General features: G+C 71.5%; 15 protein-coding genes, 1 tRNA gene and 1 pseudogene. 11 read left to right on the top strand and 6 right to left on the bottom strand.

The features are described 5' to 3' along the window. Positions 1 to 14: 14 nt before the first annotated feature. Positions 15 to 1,388: a dihydrolipoamide acetyltransferase family protein gene (locus FHX53_RS10505; protein WP_182491296.1), complete on the top strand. Its 1,374-nt coding sequence runs from the start codon at positions 15 to 17 to the stop codon at positions 1,386 to 1,388. A gap of 117 nt (positions 1,389 to 1,505) precedes the next feature. Here FHX53_RS10505 and FHX53_RS14180 read toward each other — a convergent pair. Continuing rightward, positions 1,506 to 1,790: pseudogene (locus FHX53_RS14180) on the bottom strand (nitroreductase/quinone reductase family protein); the annotation flags it as partial. A 209-nt stretch (positions 1,791 to 1,999) separates the two neighbouring features. On the opposite strand from FHX53_RS14180, the gene FHX53_RS10495 reads away from it, so the two are divergent. The 9 genes from FHX53_RS10495 (at position 2,000) to FHX53_RS10455 (ending at position 8,653) form a co-directional block, all read left to right on the top strand. Beyond that, a complete protein-coding gene (locus tag FHX53_RS10495; RefSeq protein WP_182491295.1) occupies positions 2,000 to 3,010 on the top strand; it encodes a metal ABC transporter solute-binding protein, Zn/Mn family in 1,011 nt (336 codons plus the stop codon). Next, complete coding sequence (locus FHX53_RS10490) at positions 3,007 to 3,828, top strand: ATP-binding cassette domain-containing protein (RefSeq protein WP_182491294.1); 822 nt, start codon at positions 3,007 to 3,009, stop codon at positions 3,826 to 3,828. The genes FHX53_RS10495 and FHX53_RS10490 overlap by 4 nt, the downstream gene beginning before the upstream one ends. Next, positions 3,825 to 4,685, top strand: a complete 861-nt coding sequence (locus FHX53_RS10485) for a metal ABC transporter permease (RefSeq protein ID WP_182491293.1) — start codon at positions 3,825 to 3,827, stop codon at positions 4,683 to 4,685. The genes FHX53_RS10490 and FHX53_RS10485 overlap by 4 nt, the downstream gene beginning before the upstream one ends. Before the next feature lie 12 nt (positions 4,686 to 4,697). Continuing rightward, positions 4,698 to 5,102 carry a Fur family transcriptional regulator gene (locus FHX53_RS10480; protein WP_182491292.1) on the top strand — a complete coding sequence of 135 codons (405 nt, stop codon included), beginning with the start codon at positions 4,698 to 4,700 and terminating at the stop codon, positions 5,100 to 5,102. Between the two features lie 152 nt (positions 5,103 to 5,254). Then, entirely contained in the window at positions 5,255 to 5,491 is a 237-nt protein-coding gene (rpmB, locus tag FHX53_RS10475) for a 50S ribosomal protein L28 (protein WP_055857759.1), read from the top strand. Further along, positions 5,491 to 5,658 carry a 50S ribosomal protein L33 gene (gene rpmG / locus FHX53_RS10470; RefSeq protein WP_055857761.1) on the top strand — a complete coding sequence of 56 codons (168 nt, stop codon included), beginning with the start codon at positions 5,491 to 5,493 and terminating at the stop codon, positions 5,656 to 5,658. Before rpmB ends, rpmG begins: the two co-directional genes overlap by 1 nt. 3 nt (positions 5,659 to 5,661) lie before the next feature. Further along, a complete protein-coding gene (rpsN, locus tag FHX53_RS10465; RefSeq protein WP_182491291.1) occupies positions 5,662 to 5,967 on the top strand; it encodes a 30S ribosomal protein S14 in 306 nt (101 codons plus the stop codon). A gap of 239 nt (positions 5,968 to 6,206) precedes the next feature. Continuing rightward, positions 6,207 to 6,479, top strand: coding sequence for an HU family DNA-binding protein (locus tag FHX53_RS10460; protein WP_055857765.1), 273 nt, complete (start codon positions 6,207 to 6,209; stop codon positions 6,477 to 6,479). 212 nt (positions 6,480 to 6,691) lie between these two features. Beyond that, positions 6,692 to 8,653 carry a bifunctional copper resistance protein CopD/cytochrome c oxidase assembly protein gene (locus tag FHX53_RS10455; RefSeq protein ID WP_425488313.1) on the top strand — a complete coding sequence of 654 codons (1,962 nt, stop codon included), beginning with the start codon at positions 6,692 to 6,694 and terminating at the stop codon, positions 8,651 to 8,653. Positions 8,654 to 8,674: 21 nt separating this feature from the next. On the opposite strand, the gene FHX53_RS10450 is transcribed toward FHX53_RS10455, so the two are convergent. Then, positions 8,675 to 9,661, bottom strand: coding sequence for a hypothetical protein (locus FHX53_RS10450; RefSeq protein WP_182491290.1), 987 nt, complete (start codon positions 9,659 to 9,661; stop codon positions 8,675 to 8,677). A gap of 57 nt (positions 9,662 to 9,718) precedes the next feature. On the opposite strand from FHX53_RS10450, the gene FHX53_RS10445 reads away from it, so the two are divergent. Next, a complete protein-coding gene (locus FHX53_RS10445; RefSeq protein ID WP_182491289.1) occupies positions 9,719 to 11,044 on the top strand; it encodes an ATP-dependent DNA helicase in 1,326 nt (441 codons plus the stop codon). Positions 11,045 to 11,062: 18 nt separating this feature from the next. On the opposite strand, the gene FHX53_RS10440 is transcribed toward FHX53_RS10445, so the two are convergent. From FHX53_RS10440 to FHX53_RS10425, 4 genes are all read right to left on the bottom strand, one after another. Beyond that, complete coding sequence (locus FHX53_RS10440; RefSeq protein ID WP_182491288.1) at positions 11,063 to 11,695, bottom strand: hypothetical protein; 633 nt, start codon at positions 11,693 to 11,695, stop codon at positions 11,063 to 11,065. A gap of 51 nt (positions 11,696 to 11,746) precedes the next feature. Then, a complete protein-coding gene (locus tag FHX53_RS10435; RefSeq protein WP_182491287.1) occupies positions 11,747 to 12,190 on the bottom strand; it encodes a DUF4383 domain-containing protein in 444 nt (147 codons plus the stop codon). 9 nt (positions 12,191 to 12,199) lie between these two features. After that, complete coding sequence (locus FHX53_RS10430) at positions 12,200 to 12,586, bottom strand: TIGR03618 family F420-dependent PPOX class oxidoreductase (RefSeq protein ID WP_182491286.1); 387 nt, start codon at positions 12,584 to 12,586, stop codon at positions 12,200 to 12,202. A 2-nt stretch (positions 12,587 to 12,588) separates the two neighbouring features. After that, positions 12,589 to 12,659: transfer RNA gene (locus FHX53_RS10425), tRNA-Gly, on the bottom strand. Between the last annotated feature and the right edge of the window lie 127 nt (positions 12,660 to 12,786).

The following is a 12,786-nucleotide window of genomic DNA, read 5'->3' as shown; positions in this document are numbered from 1 at the left end:
TGCGAGGAGTCACCATGAGCGTTTCCGAGTTCCCGCTCCCGGATGTCGGCGAGGGCCTGACCGAGGCCGAGATCGTGTCGTGGCGCGTGCAGCCGGGCGAGACGATCACCGTCAACCAGGTGCTGTGCGAGATCGAGACGGCGAAGTCGCTCGTCGAGCTGCCGAGCCCGTTCGCGGGCACGGTCGATGCCCTGCTGGTCGCCGAGGGCGAGACCGTCGAGGTGGGCACGCCGATCGTGCGCGTCCGCGAGGGGACGGATGCTCCCGCCGAGGCGGCGCCGGCCGCGGGCTCGGCCGCCTCCACCGCCGAGGTCTCCGCCGCCGCGACCGACACCGCCGAGAGCATCGACCGCGACGAGAAGCCCGGAGCCGTGCTCGTCGGCTACGGCGCCAAGGGCCACGTGGCATCGCGGCGCCGGCGCGCGGGTTCGGGCGGTGACGCCGGCGGGCGCCACGAGGGCGACGCCGCGACGAGCGCCGTGGCATCCCGCCCCGCCCCTTCGCCCTTCGTGCCCGCCGCCTCGGCCGGGCCCGTCATCGCGAAGCCGCCGATCCGCAAGCTCGCAAAAGACCTCGGCGTCGACCTGCAGACCGTGCAGCCGACCGGCCTCGCGGGGGAGATCACACGAGACGACGTCATCCGGCAGGCATCCCAGGCGAGCGTCTTCCGCAACATCCAGACGCCCGATTGGCCCGAGGTGCGCGAGGAGCGCATCCCCGTCAAGGGCGTGCGGAAGGCGATCGCGCAGGCCATGGTGAGGAGCGCGTTCGCCGCTCCGCACGTCGGTCTCTTCGTCGACGTCGACGCCACTCGCACGATGGAGTTCGTCAAGCGCCTCAAGGCGAGCCCCGACTTCGCCGGCATCAAGGTCTCTCCGATGCTCATCATGGCGAAGGCCATGATCTGGGCCGTGCGCCGCAACCCGATGGTGAACTCGACGTGGACGGATGAGGAGATCGTCGTCCACCACTTCGTCAACTTCGGCTTCGCCGCCGCGACTCCGCGCGGACTCGTCGTGCCGAACGTCAAGAACGCTCAGGCGATGAGCCTGCGCGAGCTCGCCCAGGCGATCGAGAGGCTCACGATCACCGCGCGCGACGGGAAGCTGCAGCCTGTTGACATGGCCGACGGCACGATCACGGTCACCAACATCGGCGTATTCGGCATGGACACCGGAACGCCCATCCTCAACCCCGGCGAGGTCGCGATCGTCGCGCTCGGAACGATCAAGCAGAAGCCGTGGGTCGTCGACGGCGAGGTGCGCCCCCGCTTCGTCACGACGCTCGGCGCCTCGTTCGATCACCGCGTCGTCGACGGGGATGTCGCGAGCCGCTTCCTCGCGGACGTCGCCTCCGTGATCGAGGAGCCGGCGCTGCTGCTCGACTAGCCCGCCGCGTCGGGGGGTCGCGGCCGACGGCCCCGCCCCGGGCGCACGCGCCGTATCCGGCTCGAGCACCACGAGTGGGATGATCCGCCGGGTCCTCCGCTGGTACGCGGCGTACCCGCTGTACGCGCGGACGGCGAGCGGCCAGAGCCTCGCCCGTTCGGCGTCGTTCGCCGTGCGCGCGCGGTAGGGGGCGGGCTCGCCGCCCTGCGCCGAGGCGACGCCCACCTCGGGGTCGGCCGCGAGGTTCAGGTACCAGGCCGGCATGAGGTCGTCGCCGCCGCGCGAGGCCACGACGACGAGCGTCTCCCCCGCCGCTGTCGTCTCGACGACGGGGACGGTGAGGATGGCCCGTCGCTCCGCGCCGGACTTCCGGCCGCGCGTGACGAGCTCGATGACGCGCATGTGCCCGAGCGAGGCGCCGACGCGGCCTCCTGTGGCGCGCAGCACGAGGCGGTGGAGCCCGGTCATCGCGAGCATTGCGAGGCGGTTCGACATGAGGTGCAGGCTAGCCGCGCCGACGGTGAGGTCGCCGTGCCGGCCGCAGGGCGAGCGCCCCTCGCCTATTGAGAACCGTTTTGACAACCGTTCTCGTTAAGACGTAGCCTCGGCGCATGCCCGATTTCTCCCGCTCGTTCCCCGTGCTCGTCGTCGCAACCGCGACCGGCCTCGCCCTCACCGGCTGTGCGGCCTCCCCGGACTCCGCCTCCAACGAGGGTCTCTCGATCGTCGCGTCGACCAACGTCTACGGCGATGTCGCCGCCTCGATCGCGGGCGACCTCGCGACCGTGACCAGCATCATCGACTCTCCCGCGCAGGACCCGCACAGCTACGAGGCGAGCGCGCAGGATCAGCTCGCGATCGCGAACGCCGACCTGGTGATCGAGAACGGCGGCGGCTACGACCCGTTCGTCGACCTGCTCATCGAGGGATCGGGGACGGACGCCGTCGTCATCAGCGCCGTCGCCGCGGGGGGCCTGCTCGAGGAGAGCGAGGATGCGCACTCCGACGAGGAGGGCGAGGACGCTCACTCCGACGAGGAGGAGGGCGACGACCACGCTGAGGAGGGCGAGGACGACGGCCACGGCCACGGCGAGGGCGCCAACGAGCACGTCTGGTACGACGTCCACGTCATGGGCGCGATCGCCGGCGCGATCGCCGAGGCGCTCATCGAGCTCGACGCGGACAACGCGGCGACCTACGAGGAGAACCTTGAGGTCTTCGAGGCGGAGCTCGAAACGGTGGAGGCGCAGCTCGAGGAGCTCGCCGACTCGCTCGGCGGCGGCGTCGTCGCGAGCACCGAGCCCGTCCCCGCCTACCTCCTCGCCGAGCTCGGGCTCGACGACGAGACCCCGGCCGACTTCCTCGAGGCGATCGAGGAGGGCGCCGACGTGCCCCCGCTCGCGCTCCAGGAGACCCTCGAGCTCATCGAGTCGGGCAAGGTCCGCATGCTCGCCTACAACGAGCAGACCGCGAGCCCCGAGACCGAGCGCGTGCGCGAGGCGGCCGAGGCCGCTGGCGTGCCGGTCGTCTCGTTCACCGAAACCCTCCCGGAGACGGAAGACTACGTCTCGTGGATGAGCGCCAACATCGAGGCGGTCGGCGCGGCTCTGACCGACGCGTGACGACCCCTCGTCCGTCGACGAGCGACCCCGCCCCGGTTCTCACGATCCGCGGCGGGGCGCTCGGCTTCGGCGACCGCGTCCTCTGGAGCGGTCTGGACCTCGACATCCGGCCCGGCGAGTTCATCGCCGTGCTGGGGGCGAACGGCACGGGCAAGACGAGCCTGCTCAAGTCCATGCTCGGCGAGCAGCCACTCGACGCCGGAGAGGTGCTCGTGGACGGGCATCCCGCGCATCGGGGCCACCGTCGCATCGGCTACATCCCGCAGCAGAAGATCGTCGCGCCCGGCACCCCGCTGCGCGGGCGAGACCTCGTGATGCTCGGTGTCAACGGTCAGCGATACGGCCCTCCGATAACGACGCGCGCCGACCGCGAGAAGGTGGATGCCCTGCTCGCCGCGGTCGGGGCGGCCCCGTACGCCGACCAGCCACTCGGCAGCCTCTCCGGCGGCGAGCAGCAGAGGTTGCGCGTGGCCCAGTCGCTCGCCGACGACCCCGCGCTTCTGCTGTGCGACGAGCCGCTCATGAGCCTCGACCTGCAGCACCAGAGGGCAGTGAGCGAGCTCATCGACGCGCGCCGCCGGGAGCACGCGACCGCGGTCGTCTTCGTCACGCACGACGTGAACCCCGTGCTCAGCATGGTCGATCGCGTGCTCTACCTCGCCCACGGCGCCTTCACGATCGGCTCGCCCGACGAGGTGCTGCGGAGCGAGGTCCTGAGTCGGCTCTACGGAACGCCCGTCGACGTTTTCCGCACGCACGGCCGCGTCGTGGTCGTCGGCGCTCCGGACGCCGATCACCACCACGAGGTGGTCGCATGACCTTCGTCGACGGGGGCACGTACGTACAGCTGCTGGAGCTCGTGCAGAACTCGATCATCGCCGCGGGCGTGCTCGGCATTGTCGGCGGGCTCATCGGCGTCTTCGTCATGCAGCGCGACATGGCCTTCGCGGTGCACGGCATCAGCGAGCTCTCCTTCGCCGGGGCGGCGGCCGCGCTCCTGCTGGGCCTGAACATCGTCGCGGGCTCGATCGTCGGCTCGCTCATCGCGGCGGGGATCATCGGCGTGCTGGGGGCGCGCGCTCGCGATCGCAACTCGATCATCGGGGTGCTGATGCCGTTCGGTCTGGGACTCGGCATCCTCTTCCTCGCCCTGTACCCGGGCCGCAGCGGCAACAAGTTCGGCCTGCTGACCGGCCAGATCATCAGCGTCGACCTGCCGCAGCTCGGTCTGCTCATGGGCATCAGCGCTCTCGTGCTCATCGCGCTGCTCGTCATCTGGCGGCCGCTGACCTTCGACAGCCTCGATCCGGAGGTCGCCAGCGCGCGCGGCGTTCCCGGCCGCGCGCTGAGCATCGTGTTCATGATCCTGCTCGGCCTGGCCGTCGCGGTATCGATCCAGGTCATCGGAGCGCTGCTCGTGCTCGCTCTCCTCGTCACGCCGGCGGCCGCGGCGCTGCGGGTATCGGCTTCTCCCGTGCTCGTCCCCGTCCTCAGCATGGTCTTCGGCCTGGTGTCGGCCGTCGGCGGAATCCTCCTCGCGCTCGGCGGTTCGCTGCCGATCAGCCCGTACATCACGACGATCTCGTTCGCGATCTACCTCGTGTGCCGAATCATCGAGTGGCGACGCTCGGCCGGCGCGCCCCGACGGGTCGGCTCTGCACGGCTCAGCGCGTAGCCTGGAATCGACATGAAGAGGAACACCTGGCAGCGCGAGGCGGTGCGGGCCGCGCTGAGCGAGTCGGAGGGCTTCGTCAGCGCGCAGTCCCTCCACGGCGCCCTTCGCGATGCCGGCAGCACGATCGGCCTCGCGACCGTGTACCGGGCCCTGACCGATCTCACCGACGTCGGCGAGGCCGACTCCCTCACGCAGGACGGGGAGGCGCTCTACCGGGCCTGCACTCCGGGCAATCACCACCACCACCTCATCTGCCGCACGTGCGGTACCACGGTCGAGATCGAGGCTCAGCCCGTCGAGGACTGGGCCCGCAGGACGGCCGCCGAGCACGGGTTCACCCGCGCCGAGCACGTCGTCGACATATTCGGGCTCTGCGCCCGCTGCTCCGAGTTGGCCGATCGGGCATCCAGGCCGTAAGCTGGGCGATTGTGTCGGGCGATCGTTCGCCCTTCCTGTGCGCTCTCCCCCCCGTTCACCCGCTACTCGAACGGATCAGGCGGTGTCAGCGTGCCGACAAGTGACCTTGGGTGCGGCGCTCGCCGCACGGTAGCCGAATATTTGGAGGAACCATGGCAGCCGTCTGCCAGGTGACCGGAGCCGTTCCCGGCTTCGGTCACAACATCTCGCACTCGCACCGGCGCACCAAGCGCCGGTTCGACCCGAACATCCAGAAGAAGACGTACTTCGTGCCGTCGCTCCGCCGGAATGTCACGCTGACGCTGTCGGCCAAGGGCATCAAGGTCATCGACGCGCGCGGCATCGAGTCCGTGGTCAAGGACCTCCTGGCCCGTGGGGAGAAGATCTAGTGGCCAAGCAGCAGGACGTCCGTCCCATCATCAAGCTCCGGTCGACCGCCGGCACCGGGTACACCTACGTGACCCGCAAGAACCGCCGCAACGACCCCGACCGCCTCGTGCTGAAGAAGTACGACCCGGTCATCCGCAAGCACGTCGAATTCCGCGAGGAGCGCTAAGAAATGGCGAAGAAGAGCAAGATCGCGCGCAACGAGCAGCGCAAGGTCATCGTCGAGCGTTACGCCGCGAAGCGCCTCGAGCTGAAGAAGGCCCTGGTCGACCCTAACGGCACCGATGATTCGCGCGAGGCCGCGCGCCAGGGGCTGCAGAAGCTGCCCCGCGACGCGTCGCCCGTGCGCGTCCGCAACCGCGACGCCGTCGACGGCCGTCCCCGCGGCCACCTCAAGCAGTACGGCATCTCGCGCGTCCGCTTCCGCGACATGGCGCACCGCGGCGAGCTGCCCGGCATCACGAAGTCGAGCTGGTAGCACCGGTTCCCTGCCGCTCTGCCGGCATCGAGAGGCGTCCCGTTCGCGGGGCGCCTCTCGTGCATTTCCCAGCCAGGAGCGCCCGATCGGGCTCGAATCGCGGAAAATGGCGGAAAATCAACGCCGCGAGCCGCGAATGAGCCCGGAAACACGCGGGACTGGTGCTAGTTTCGAGGCGGTTCGCGGCCATCCCCTGGTCACGGATCGTTCCACCGAACTTGACGTCCGAGGAGGACACCATGAACCGTTCCGAGCTCGTCGCCGCCGTGGCCGCTGAGTCGGGCCTGAGCCAGGCTGACGTCAACCGTGTCGTCGACGGCCTGTTCTCGGTCCTGTCCGACGCCGTGGGCAAGGGCACCAAGGTCTCGATCCCGGGCTGGATCTCGGTCGAGCGCACCGCTCGCGCCGCCCGCCAGGGCCGCAACCCGCAGACCGGCGAGACCATCCAGATCGCCGCGTCGAACGGCGTGAAGATCAGCGCCGGCAGCAAGCTGAAGGCTGCCGCCAAGTAATTCCGACCGCACAGGTCTCCGACGACGGGGGCGATCCGCGCGGATCGCCCCCGTCGTCGCGTTCTCCCGGGCGATCCGAGCGACGCCGCATCCCGCATCGATGCATCAGGATGCTCGCCTACCCTTGACCCGTGACCTCGACCCGCCCGGCGCCCGCGTCGCGCGATTCGTCTCGCGCGACGACGACTCGCTCGCCGTGGGGCGCTCTCGGTATCGGGGCGCTAGCGACGACCGCCGTCCTGACCCTCGTCGTCGCGCTCGCGCTCGGCGGCGGGGCCGATGCTCCGCTCGTCGCCGATCCGGGCCTCGTCGTCCGGTACGGACTCCCCGTCGCCAAGCTCGTCCTCACCCTCTCGGCCGCCGCCACGATCGGCGGCCTCCTGCTCGCCCTCATCGCGCTGGCGCCCGGCCGCCCCGAGCACCACCGGGCGCTCGACATCGCCGCCGGCGCCGCCGGTCTCTGGACTCTCGCCTCCGCGGTCGCCGGCTTCCTCACCTTCCTCAGCGTCTTCCTCGAGCCGATCGCGCTCGACGAGCGATTCGGCCGCCTGCTCGCGACCTTCTTCGGCGAGACCGACATCGGCCGCGCCTGGCTCTGGACGACCGTCATGGCGGCGACCGTCACGGTGCTGTGCTTCGCCGCCCGCTCGCAGGCCGTGCTCGCCTTCGTCGGCCTCCTCGCCGTCGCGACGCTGTGGCCCGTCGCGCAGCAGGGTCACGCGGGCGGCACCGCCGATCACGACGCCGCCGTCACCGCGGTCTATCTGCACTCGGTCTTCGCGGCCGTGTGGGTCGGAGGCCTCCTGACCCTCGTCCTCCTCCGCCGCGAGCTCGGCGACCGCCTCCCCGTCGTGCTCGCCCGCTACTCGACCCTCGCCCTCATCGCGTTCGTCGTCGTCGCGGCCTCGGGGCTCGTGAGCGCGCAGCTGCGCGTCGGCGGGTGGGAGGGCCTCGACTCGGGCTACGGCGCCATCGTGATCGGCAAGGTCGTCGCGCTCGTCGCGCTCGGCGGCTTCGGGGCGGCGTACCGGCGCGTTCTCATCGGGCGCGTCGAGCGCGATCGCACGCCCCGGGCATCCTTCTGGGCGATCGTGGTCGTCGAGCTCGCCGTCATGGGGATCGCGAGCGGCCTCGCGACGGCGCTCGCTCGCACGCCCTCGCCCGTCCCGGAGGTGCCCGTCGATCAGCTCGACGACCCTTCGCCCGCTGAGTGGCTCACCGGCGCTCCCCTGCCGCCGCCGTTCGAGCCGTGGCGCGTGCTGACGGAGTGGGATCTCAACCTGCTGTGGGCGCTCCTCGCCGCATTCGGCACGTTCTTCTACGTCGCCGGCGTGCTGCGGCTGCACCGTCGTGGCGACCGGTGGCCCGTGCACCGCTCGATCCTGTGGGTGGCAGGCATGGTCGCGCTGCTCGTCGTCACGAGCAGCGGCATCGCGGTCTACGAGCGCTACCTGTTCAGCGTGCACATGCTCGGGCACATGATGCTCAGCATGGGCATCCCCGTCCTGCTCGTGCTCTCAGCGCCCGTGACGCTCGCGGCGCGCGCCATCCGGGTGCGGAAGGACGGATCGCGCGGGCCGAGGGAGTGGATCCTCGCGATTGTGCACTCGCGCTTCGCCTCGATCGTCGGGCACCCGATCGTCGCGTCGGTGATCTTCGCCGTCTCGCTGCTGGTGTTCTACTACTCGCCGCTGTTCTCCTGGGCGGTGACCGATCACCTCGGCCACCAGTGGATGATCCTGCACTTTCTGCTGAGCGGCTACTTCTTCGTCAACGCGCTCATCGGCGTCGACCCCGCGCCGTACCGCCCGCCGTACCCGGTGCGGCTCATGATCCTGCTCGCGACGATGGCCTTCCACGCCTTCTTCGGCCTCTCGCTCATCACCGGCACGAGCCTGCTGCTGCCGGAGTGGTACGGTGCGATGGGCCGCGAGTGGGGCGACACCCCGCTCGAGGATCAGGTGCGCGGCGGCGAGATCGCCTGGAGCGTCGGCGAGATCCCGACCGTCGCGCTCGCCATCCTCGTCGCCGTGATGTGGAGTCGCGACGACTCGCGCGAGACCAAGCGCCGCGACCGGCAGGCCGACCGCGACGACGACGCCGAGCTCAAGGCGTACAACGCGATGCTCGCGAAGCGCGCCGCGCGGGGCGAGCCCCGCGCCCCGACCTCCTGACGTCGGCGCCGCCCGCGGCGCTCAGCCCGGGACGTCCTCCGGCGGCGCGATCGTGATCGTCGCGCCCTCGTCGTCGAGCGCGACGCTCCCGCGGACGACCGCCACCGCAGCCTCGTCGCGATCCTCGATCTTTCCGTCGATGAGCCGCTGCACGCGCAGCGCGACGCGCACGGTGACGCCCGCCTCGATGCCCCACTCACCGGCGACCAGCCCCGCCGGCCGGCCTGGGACGAGCGTCACGACGGGCGGAACGCTCACCCGCCACTGCGGCGGCTCGACGACGCGATCGGGCACGGTGATGCCGAAAGGGCAGCCCGCCGGCTGCAGCACGCGCTGCGCGACGCAGTCGTCGAGGAACGCCTCCACTTCGCGCTCGACCGCGCGCTGCAGTCGCGCCGAGGGGGCGACCTCCACGACAAGAGCGTCGGCGGCGGATGCGGTGCCGAATCGTGCGCGCACCGGCGCGCCGTCGAGGAACGGGCTCGCGATCCGGGCCTCCAATCGCGCCGGGACGAAGCCGACGACGTGGATGGCGCCGCCCCCGCGCTCGGCCGAGCGGGGCATCCCGTTGACGACGACTTCGACGTGCCCGTCGGCGGCCACGGTGACCTCGGCCAGGGGAGGCCCGCTCAGCACCCAGCGGGTGAAGGGACCGAACGGCGCCGCCTCGAGCTCGAAGGTCACGGGCACGACGTCGACGCCGCGCTCCCCGTATCGCGCCGTGACGATCCGGGTGCGGGGCCCGAGCTCGATGACGTCGACGATGTCGGCGACGTCGGAGGTGCCGGCGTCGCCGAGGGGCATGCCGCCGAGTCGATCGAGGTCGGCGGCGTCGAGCCCGGAGAGCGCGGCGGCGGTCGCGAGGTCGTCGGAGGCGAGCGCGGCGAGGTAGTCGCGGACGGTGCGCTCCGGGCTCGTCGCGTCGGCGACTGCGGCTGTGACCGAGAGCGCCGCGACGGCGACGGAGGCGGCGACGATCCCTCCCCAGAGCATCCCCCGCCGTGCCATGCGCATCAGCCTAGGCGCGGTCGGGATGCCCGCCTCGAGCGCAGTACCCTGGCTGGCATGCCCGATCGACCCGACGGCCGCCTCGCCACAGAGCAGCGGGCCGTGCTCGAGCTCATCGAGTCGACGCGTGACCACGTGTTCGTCACGGGGCGCGCCGGCACCGGCAAGTCGACGCTGCTGCAGGCCTTCCTCGAGGCGACCGACCGCACGGTGATCGTGTGCGCGCCGACCGGCGTGGCGGCGCTCAACGTCGGCGGGCAGACGATCCACTCGCTGTTCCGGCTGCCGATCGGGCTCATCGCCGACCAGGAGCTTGAGAGCCCCCCGCAGCTCGCGCGCCTCCTCGGCGAGGTCGACACGATCGTGATCGACGAGATATCGATGGTGAGCGCCGACCTGATGGACGCGATCGACCGGCGCCTGCGGCAGTCGCGGCGGCGCCCGCACGAGCCCTTCGGCGGAGCGCAGGTCGTCCTCTTCGGCGACCCGTACCAGCTCGCCCCGGTGCCGGGCCGCGACGAGGGCGAGCGCGCCTACTACGCCGACCACTACCGCTCGATGTGGTTCTTCGACGCGAAGGTGTGGCGCGAGGCCGACCTGCGCATCGTCGAGCTGCAGACCATCCACCGCCAGCAGGACGAGGCCTTCCGCGCGATGCTCTCGGCCGTGCGCCACGGGGAGGTGACACCGGAGATCGGGCGCGCCCTCAACGAGGCCGGCGCGCGCCCCGCCCCGGCGGAGGGCATCCTGACTCTCGCGACGACGAACGCGACCGTGACGCGCATCAACACGGATGCCCTGCGCCGGCTGCCCGGAGCCCCGAAGACAGCGCGCGCCGACATCGCAGGCGAGTTCGGCGGACGCGGCGGCTACCCCGCCGACGAGACGCTCGAGCTGAAGATCGGCGCGCAGGTGATGTTCCTCCGCAACGACACCGGCGGCGACGGCACCCCGCGGTGGGTCAACGGCACGCTCGGCACCGTCGAGCGCATCGGCAAGACGGTCTGGGTCGAGGTCGACGGCGAGAACTTCGAGGTGCTGCCGGCGGTGTGGGAGAAGTACCGCTACACGTACTCGGCGGCGACGAAGCGCGTCACGAAGGACGTCGTGGCCGAGTTCACGCAGTTCCCGCTGCGACTCGCGTGGGCGGTGACGATCCACAAATCGCAGGGGTCGACCTACGACCAGGCGATCGTCGACCTCGGGCCGCGAGCCTTCGCGCCCGGTCAGGCGTACGTCGCGCTGTCGCGCATCCGCTCGATCGAGGGCCTCTACCTCACCCGTGGGCTGCGGCCGAGCGACGTCATCGTCGACGAGGACGTGCGGCGGTTCATGGCCGAGGTCGAGCCGGTCATCGGGCGGGCGGTCGAGAAGGCGGTCTGAGCTCAGCTAGTTCGCGGTCTACGGCGCGTAGCCGACGTGGCCCTCGTGCCCGTTCGGCGCGGCGAAGCGCGGTGCGTCGTCCGCGGCGTCCTCGTCCGCGGTGTCCGCTTCGTCGATGGTGCCCGTCTGGTCCGTGAGCGACGCGACGGGCGCCCCGGGAACGAGCCCGGGCCCGGCCGACGCGACGGCCGGAGCCGAGACGAGACCGGTGACGAGAGCTGCGGTCACGAGCAGCGTGGCCTGGCGAGCGGGGCGGGTCGGCGCAGCGGGAGCGGAGGGGCGGGCATCCGTTGCGCGCAGGCGGCGCGCCGCGGTGGCCGCGACGAGCGCGCCCGCGAAGGAGAGGAGGGCGGCACCGAGCAGGGTCGGCTGCACGAGGGCGCCGGTGAGGTCGGGGCGCTCGAGCGCGCTGGCGATCGTGAGGGCGCCCATCGGCACGACGATCGGGAGGATGAGGAGGGCGGCGAGGGCGCCAGGGCGGGCGGCGAGCGCACCGCGGGCGACGGCGGCGGCTCCCGTCGCCTCCGCGACGCCGAGCACCCCGAGCAGGAGGGCGACGGGGGTGGCGGTGCCGCTCGCGGCGACGGCGAGGTGCACGACGCTCGCGCCGAGCAGGGCGAGCGCGGCGAGAGCGCGGTGCGTCTGGGTCATGCCGATCATTCGGCGCGAGCGGCCCGGTGGATGGCCGCGCTCAGCACCGCCTCAGCGAGCGGGGGTCGCGCTCGAGCCGCTCTCGACGGCACCCCCGGCACCGCGGTCGGCCCCGAGGCTCGCGGGCAGCAGCAAGGATGCCGATGCGAAGTAGACGAGCACGTCGCTCGCGGTGAGCGCGAGCACGTTCGCGGGCGTGCCGATCAGGTAGAGCCCCGCGATGCCGAGCAGCAGCAGCGCCGTGCCCATGATCGCGTTGACGCGTCGCGCGACGGCGAGGGAGCGGAGACCGGCGACGAGCAGGACGGCGCCGATCGCCATGCTCACGACCGAGTGCAGCGGGTTCGCCGTGAAGTACGCGATGAGCGGCACGCCGACCGGATCGAGCGGGGGAGTGCCGAACGACACGACGAACCCCGCGGCTCCGAGCAGGAGGAAGGCGGCGCCGAGCCCTATGGCGAACGAGCGGTTCCAGGTGAGGTCAGCGAGGCGCACGCGACCACGCTACTCGGCGCGCATGCCGCTCGAGCCGAGCACGCGCTCGACCGTGAGCTCGAGCACGGCGCGCTCGGGGTTCGGGCGCGGCTGCTTGTAACGCGCGGCGTACAGCTCGACGGCGTGGGCGACCGACTCGGCGTCGGTCAGCACCCGGACCGGGCCCTCGAAGCTGATCCAGCGAACCCCGTCGACGCTGCTGACGGATGCTCGGCCCGACCGCCGCGCATTGACGAACTTCTGCGACCCGCGGCTGCCGATCACGCGCACGACGCCGTCGAGGTAGGTCATGCCGACGGGCACCGAGTGGATGCGGCCGCCGCGCCCGATCGTCGACAGCGTCGCGAGGTGCCGCTCGCGGAGGAACTCGAGCGCGGCGTCGGTGAGCTCTAACACAGAGGGGATGACGGGAATCGAACCCGCGCTATCAGCTTGGGAAGCTGAAGTTCTGCCATTGAACTACATCCCCGGGCGGCCCGGGCCCCTATCGAGGGCCAGTGCTTCGCGTCCGTAAGCATACCCGGTGCGCTCGCCGCGAGGTCGAGCCGCCCGCCGGACCTGCTCAGGGGAGGCTCGAGCCGCTTGAACAATCTCGA

The organism is Microcella alkalica, from assembly GCF_014137945.1.
Lineage (GTDB): Bacteria > Actinomycetota > Actinomycetes > Actinomycetales > Microbacteriaceae > Microcella > Microcella alkalica.
The sequence above is the reverse complement of the archived record's forward strand: the minus strand, read 5'-3'. Positions and strand labels throughout refer to the sequence as shown.

Bases quoted from the DNA above. Each gene is read 5' to 3' on its own strand.
- FHX53_RS10505 (WP_182491296.1), top strand. From the start codon at position 15: ATGAGCGTTTCCGAGTTCCCGCTCCCGGATGTCGGCGAGGGCCTGACC.
- FHX53_RS10495 (WP_182491295.1), top strand. From the start codon at position 2,000: ATGCCCGATTTCTCCCGCTCGTTCCCCGTGCTCGTCGTCGCAACCGCG.
- FHX53_RS10485 (WP_182491293.1), top strand. From the start codon at position 3,825: ATGACCTTCGTCGACGGGGGCACGTACGTACAGCTGCTGGAGCTCGTG.
- FHX53_RS10480 (WP_182491292.1), top strand. From the start codon at position 4,698: ATGAAGAGGAACACCTGGCAGCGCGAGGCGGTGCGGGCCGCGCTGAGC.
- rpmB (WP_055857759.1), top strand. From the start codon at position 5,255: ATGGCAGCCGTCTGCCAGGTGACCGGAGCCGTTCCCGGCTTCGGTCAC.
- rpsN (WP_182491291.1), top strand. From the start codon at position 5,662: ATGGCGAAGAAGAGCAAGATCGCGCGCAACGAGCAGCGCAAGGTCATC.
- FHX53_RS10460 (WP_055857765.1), top strand. From the start codon at position 6,207: ATGAACCGTTCCGAGCTCGTCGCCGCCGTGGCCGCTGAGTCGGGCCTG.
- FHX53_RS10450 (WP_182491290.1), bottom strand. From the start codon at position 9,661: ATGGCACGGCGGGGGATGCTCTGGGGAGGGATCGTCGCCGCCTCCGTC.
- FHX53_RS10445 (WP_182491289.1), top strand. From the start codon at position 9,719: ATGCCCGATCGACCCGACGGCCGCCTCGCCACAGAGCAGCGGGCCGTG.
- FHX53_RS10440 (WP_182491288.1), bottom strand. From the start codon at position 11,695: ATGACCCAGACGCACCGCGCTCTCGCCGCGCTCGCCCTGCTCGGCGCG.